Raw genomic sequence first — 6317 nt, 5'->3', positions numbered from 1 at the left:
TAAGTAGGTAGGTAAAAATAAATAGAACTATGTTAAGTAACTTAACAGATTCTGAAATTTGCTCGTAGTTAGGGCTTTAGCCCTACTTTCAGGTCTAAAGACCTTACTACAAACCTTTAATTATTTACGTTACTCTACTTATAGTTAACATCTCAAAATCCAAATTAATATTTGCTGTGTATTCATCTTCTATTTTTGATACTTTTTCCCCTCAAGAACCTCAACGCGCTCCCATTGGGGTATTTGACAGTGGAGTTGGCGGACTAACTGTACTGCGACAAATCTATCAACAACTTCCCAATGAATCAATTATTTATGTAGGGGATACAGCCCGTCTTCCCTATGGTATTCGTTCCCAAACAGAAATACTCCAATTTGTCCGAGAAATCCTCCATTGGATGCAGCAGCAACGGGTGAAAATGGCAATTATGGCCTGTAACACCAGTTCGGCTTTAGCATTAGATATTGTCCGTCAAGAGTTTAATTTCCCCATTTTAGGAGTGATTCTCCCAGGTGCAAGGGCAGCAGTCCAACAAGGACAACGGATTGGTGTGATTGCTACTCCAGCTACGGCTCAAAGCAATGCCTATCGTCAAGCTATTTTAGAAATTCAATCCAATGTCCAAGTCTGGCAAGTCAGTTGCCCAGAATTTGTCCCACTCATTGAACAAAATCGCATCCACGATCCTTATACTATGGAAATAGCCAAAACCTATCTAGAACCTTTGATTCAGAAAGAAATAGATACTTTAGTTTATGGTTGTACCCATTATCCCCTTTTGTCGCCGATCTTGCGATCGCTCCTTCCCCAGCAAGTCCAGCTAATTGACCCAGCTGTTCATGTTGCCGCCGCTTGCTCTCAAGAATTGGATCTACTAGGGATCAAGAATACTCATCCACCACTGCCTACTCGCTTCGCTGTCAGCGGTTGTTCCCAGCAATTTACCCAATCTAGCTTACAATGGTTGGGCTATACCCCAATGGTAGAACAGGTATGTTTTGCTGATACTGTCCTCTCTTAAAGTCAGTGGTCAGTTGTCAGTGGTAATTTACTAATGACCAATGACCAATGACCAATGCAAGTTGCTTTCATTGACTATTGACAGCTTGAGTTACATTTGTAGTTAATTCTCGTTGCTGCTTATATTTATCCTTAACAGAATCAGACCCGCTTTGAGAAATATTCTTTTTGCTTGCTCGCTTTGCTAAAGCCAACAACAAGTACACACTAAACAAATAGCCAGCAGCTAAAATAAATATCATCATAGGCATATTTCTGTAAATCATTGTTCCACCATCTTTAATTACTAGGGAATATAAAATTGCATACAAAACCAGCAGAACTCAATTAATCAAGCACACCCTTGATAAATGTAGTTAGCTATACAAAGCACTCCAGTCGAAAACTAATTTTCTCTGGTCAATCAATCTATTTTCTTTAATATCAACTTTCCCAGGCTATACATCCGACAGCAGCAAATTTACTCGACAGCAAACTTCAACCGCGCTCATCAGCAGTCTACCCAGCCTGTGTTATTGACCTCACACCAATTTAAATAAATGTACGCTAATACCCAACGTGCGTTGAATACGTTGAGTTAGTTCCATAACTGGAAAGGCACAATTCAGATCAAAAGGCACGGTCATTGCCTAGAATTTAGGAATTATTCCTATTTTTTCTTTGGCGACGAGTTATTTTAGACTCACAACACTATTACGTAAAATCACCAAATGATGGTTTTACTTTGGAAGTGAATAATCTGAAAAATTTAATATCTCTAGGTATTAGCCTAACACAGCCAACCTGAATTTGAAGCTAATTTCTGGACCAAATTTAAAAATTTTTTCTTGCTCACCGCCAACTTGAAATTGCCGTCAATGCGTGTTATTTTATTGACATTAAAGTTCTTATTACTACGCAATTTATTAATTAACAAATTTGGCAAGAACTATTAAACATTAAGACAATCTCTAATTATAACACATTCATAATCCAATGTGTGAATAACGCAATAGATATTAAAAATCATCTTGCTGAAGGAAAACTTTGCGCCGACACTGGGTTATCTTAAAATTAAAGAATATGTAAACTTTCGTAACCTAAGTCAGAGTCCGCCTATCCATGACCCCAGCCACCTCCCTGTTTACCCCTGTGGAAGCAGACCTGCAAATACTAGCAGATAACCTTAAACAGCTAGTTGGAAATCGCCACCCCATTCTCTATGCCGCAGCCGAACACTTATTCGGTGCTGGGGGGAAGCGAATCAGACCTGCAATAGTGCTACTTATATCGCGGGCAACCATGCTAGAAGAAGATATTACCGCACGTCACCGACGACTGGCAGAAATTACAGAAATGATTCACACAGCCAGTCTAGTCCATGATGATGTAGTAGATGAATCAAATGTTCGGCGCGGTGTACCGACTGTACATAGTTTGTTTGGTAATCGCATTGCTGTGCTTGCAGGGGATTTTCTCTTTGCTCAATCCTCTTGGTATTTAGCAAATCTAAATAACTTGGATGTTGTTAAACTGCTTTCTGAAGTAATTATGGATTTAGCCGCTGGAGAAATCCAACAAGGGCTAAATCGTTTTGATGCTAGTCTTTCTACGGAAACCTATCTACAAAAAAGCTATTACAAAACAGCCTCATTAATTGCCAACAGTTCTAAGGCTGCTGGATTGATTAGTGAAACATCCCTAGAAACTGCCGAACACTTGTATAGTTATGGTCGCCATTTAGGTCTTTCCTTTCAAATAGTAGATGATATTCTTGATTTCACCAGTTCAACAGACACCCTGGGTAAACCAGCGGGTTCTGACCTCAAAAGTGGCAATCTGACAGCACCGGTTTTATTTGCCTTAGAAGAAAAACCCTACTTAGAAGTCCTGATTGAACGAGAGTTTGCCCAGGAAGGGGATTTAGAGCAAGCACTGGCGCTAATCCATGATAGTCGCGGTATCCAAAGAGCGAGAGAATTAGCTGCTCACCATGCTACGTTAGCCACCGAGTCTATCGGTATTTTAGAACCATCAGCATCACGGGAAGCACTGATGAATTTGACCGACTATGTACTAAGTCGGCTCTACTAAGAAAAAGTTAGGGCGATTTAAGCAGGACTTACGCAACTGGCACATTGGTAGGGTGCGTCAGATATCAACAATCTGTTTATTTGCAAGGTTGATGCAGTCTGACGCATCCTACAACTACTAAGAAAAAGTTAAGACGATTCAAAATTTGGGATTGTGGATATTAAATTTCCTAAATCCCAAATTTAGTTAGGCAATATTGGGAGGAACTGTTTTTTGGGCTTTAAATTGCTGTAATTGTTGCTGGATCAGCTTTTCTAGCTCAGAACGCCGCACTTCTACAGTATTGGTTAAATTTCCCGGTGTTTCTATAAAAACTATGCTGTGTACTGGTTTCAGGGCTACCAATTGGAATAAAATTTGAGTAACATCCATGAGGGTTGGCAGCAAGTAAGGGTCACGCCCAGCATCTGAGATTAGGGAAACATCTTGTATGGTAGGGAAAGCGTAAATAACTTGCTTTTCTATTCCTGGATTTGCGCGATTGCTCAATGTAGTTAAAACCCAATCTTGCTCAGGACTTTGGAGAATAAAGTATTGGTAGTGGTTTAACTTTTGGGCAATGGCGACTAATACAGGGGCGATTGATACCATAATCTGTGGTGTCACGCCATCCTGGGGTGCATTGTCTATCAGCAATTGAATTTGTGCTTCTAAATCCATCATGAGTTGTAAATGACTTTTGGATAATGGCTAAAACATGAGCAGGAAAATATCCCACTAAATTGGGATTTGTCAAGTTCAATCTGCCTATGCCACATATCCTCACAGTAAATTGGTTTGCGTTTGACTTGTACACAAAAACCATGAAACTATTATCCAAAGTCTAGCAAGTCGTGTCCAAAGTATGTTAGGGTCTTTTTGAGAACTGGGACTATGAATTCAACAGCAATCGCAACTAATCAGGGGAAAATTTCTATCAGCGTGGAGGTCATCTTTCAATTCCTATTTAGGGAACTTCAACAGTCAACTAAGGCTTCGGAGCAAAATTGTCACGATGTGTCGGTGAGAATTACTAACGAAGTTTTGCGGATTTGTAATGAAAGTAAACGCATTCAAACTTCCGGGTCTGTAGAAAGTTCAGCCATGAGCCTAGCTAAACATCGGTTACAACAGTGTATTCGATATTATCAGTTAGGTTCAAGTCGTGGAAGGGTAGAACTACACAGCACACTGAGTGCCATTGTTTACCGTTATATTAATCCGCCTCACAAGCAATTAAGCTATCAAGGGCGGTTAACTATCATTGAAGATTTTCTCCAGAGTTTTTATCTGGAGGCTTTAAGTGCCTTTAGAAGGGAGAACCAATTAGGTCTGACCTATCGCCCCCAGACTCTTTTAGAATTGGGAGAATACATGGCATTTACCGAACGATATGGTAAACGTCGGATTCCACTCCCTGGAAGGCAGCAACAGCTAATTATTTTGCGGGCGCAAACTTTTTCCAAACAGCAGCCGCTAGAAACAAGTGTAGATATAGAACAGGCATCAGAGGGTGGTAGTGGTGAGTTTGACGGTTCTTGGGAAGAACCAGCTATCCATCAATTGCGCTCGGCTATGGCTATGCAGCCCGAACCAGAAGAAGATACCCTGCGCTCGGTTGTGATTACTGAATTAATAGATTATTTAGAAGAAAAAGAACAATCTGACTGTGCTGATTACTTTGCTTTGCGTCTTCAGGATTTATCAGCACCAGAGATTGAGTCAATTTTAGGTTTAACATCTCGACAGCGTGATTACTTACAGCAACGGTTTAAATATCATTTAATTCGGTTTGCTCTTTTACATCGTTGGGAATTGGTACATGAGTGGTTAGAAGTTTCTTTACCTACTAATTTGGGTTTAACTCCGATTCAATGGGAAACTTATCTGGCACAGCTAGATGATAAACAAAAGTCCATCTTAGATTTGAAGCAGCAAGGAAAACCTGACGAGCAAATATCTAAGACATTAGGCTTATCAATGGCACAATTACAGAAACGTTGGTTTAAGATTTTAGAACAAGCCTGGGAAATTCGGAATTCTTTAGTGTCCGGATCTAGTGCATCTACCCATGAATGGTGACTTGTGAATCTTCACAAAATGATCAACTTGCTTGGGTATTGAAAAATTATAACTTCAACACTTACGGGTATAGCTTGTTATAGTGTGAGGAAACTGACGGGGTAGATATTTATCTCCAGATAGTAGCCAAATTGGTGAACTCAAATTGATAAGAAAAGCCCCAAACCTTTCAACTGGGAGAAATTCCTACTGTGCAAGAACGTTTTCAAGCTATTCTTAAGCGTCGTTTACAAGACCAAGTAGAAAAAAATCCGCCGTTGTTCCCCTGGGAAACACAATCTATGGAGTATCCCGACTGTGTAGAAGAACAATCTCTGGGTTTAGTTCCTGCTTGGGGGTGGACTGTCCACCAATCTAAGCTAAATTTGCCTATTCCTTTGCCTGAAAAAGTTTTTTGGCAATTGCTGGAAAAATGTCAGGTGTTATTGACATCTTCTTTACCCCTGGGAGCTAAGTTAGTTCAGGTGGTAGAAAGTATGTTCCCTACAGATGCTCAAGCTATTAATGATTTGGCTGGGTTAGTCCTGAGAAGCTCTTATCGTTCTGCTGATACCTTGACAGCTACGGCTGATGTTGAGAGTGATTATTTTGATTTATTACCACGGCAACAAATGGCTTTGTCTTTAATGGCAGCCAAGCAGTTGTTGGAAAATTTAACTTTGCCGATTTCATTGACTCAGCCACTGGTAGAGAAACAATGGCTCACTACGGTGGGGAGTTTGAGTATGCGAGTAGAATTACGGAATTTAGGTAAATTCATGAAGTTGACGGTTCAGGGTGAATTACCTACGCCGGGGATTTTACAACTCCAGGGTAATGATACTCAAGAATTTGTGAAATCTGAGACTTCAGAAATACCAGTTATAGAGTTACAAATTGATAGAAATCAGCCAATTTATACTTTGGCAGTGGAGTTCCCTGAATTAGATCAACAGCCTTTGTTGTTGGCTATTCAGGTGAAAATCTAAGGTAATAAGTAGGTTGGCGTTGCAAATTATCGTTATAGCAAGGCAAGAGGCAAGAGGCAAGGGGCAAGAGTAAAGAAGTTTTCAGAGATTTTACGTTTCTTTACACAGTTTGGTTTTATTGTTTTCACCTACTTATTGCCTATCTAGGAGTTAGATGGGAGCAATGGCAACAGATGTATCATAATCTTGCTTAA

At 40.1% G+C, this 6317-nt stretch carries 6 protein-coding genes; 4 read left to right on the top strand and 2 right to left on the bottom strand.

What is annotated here, in order from left to right:
- The first annotated feature begins 176 nt into the window (after positions 1–176).
- A complete protein-coding gene (murI, locus tag PN471_RS03330) occupies positions 177–1022 on the top strand; it encodes a glutamate racemase (protein ID WP_271775654.1) in 846 nt (281 codons plus the stop codon).
- A gap of 67 nt (positions 1023–1089) precedes the next feature.
- Here murI and PN471_RS03325 read toward each other — a convergent pair whose 3' ends face one another.
- Positions 1090–1287: a hypothetical protein gene (locus tag PN471_RS03325; RefSeq protein ID WP_271775657.1), complete on the bottom strand. Its 198-nt coding sequence runs from the start codon at positions 1285–1287 to the stop codon at positions 1090–1092.
- Positions 1288–2122: 835 nt separating this feature from the next.
- On the opposite strand from PN471_RS03325, the gene sds reads away from it, so the two are divergent.
- Positions 2123–3094: a solanesyl diphosphate synthase gene (gene sds / locus PN471_RS03320; protein WP_271775653.1), complete on the top strand. Its 972-nt coding sequence runs from the start codon at positions 2123–2125 to the stop codon at positions 3092–3094.
- Positions 3095–3280: 186 nt separating this feature from the next.
- Here the strand turns inward: sds and PN471_RS03315 are convergent, their stop codons facing one another.
- Positions 3281–3754, bottom strand: a complete 474-nt coding sequence (locus tag PN471_RS03315) for a hypothetical protein (RefSeq protein WP_271775656.1) — start codon at positions 3752–3754, stop codon at positions 3281–3283.
- A 213-nt stretch (positions 3755–3967) separates the two neighbouring features.
- Here PN471_RS03315 and hetZ point away from each other — a divergent pair, with 213 nt between their 5' ends.
- Positions 3968–5155 (top strand): heterocyst differentiation protein HetZ, encoded by a 1188-nt coding sequence (gene hetZ / locus PN471_RS03310; protein WP_193897152.1) that lies wholly within the window; start codon positions 3968–3970, stop codon positions 5153–5155.
- Positions 5156–5346: 191 nt separating this feature from the next.
- Positions 5347–6123: a PatU gene (locus tag PN471_RS03305; protein WP_334311893.1), complete on the top strand. Its 777-nt coding sequence runs from the start codon at positions 5347–5349 to the stop codon at positions 6121–6123.
- Positions 6124–6317: the final 194 nt, after the last annotated feature.

Origin of the sequence: Aphanizomenon sp. CS-733/32 (assembly GCF_028330045.1) — a bacterium.
Taxonomy (GTDB): Bacteria; Cyanobacteriota; Cyanobacteriia; order Cyanobacteriales; family Nostocaceae; genus Dolichospermum; species Dolichospermum gracile.
Note: the sequence above shows the minus strand (reverse complement) of the source record. Positions and strands in the feature narration are given on the sequence as shown.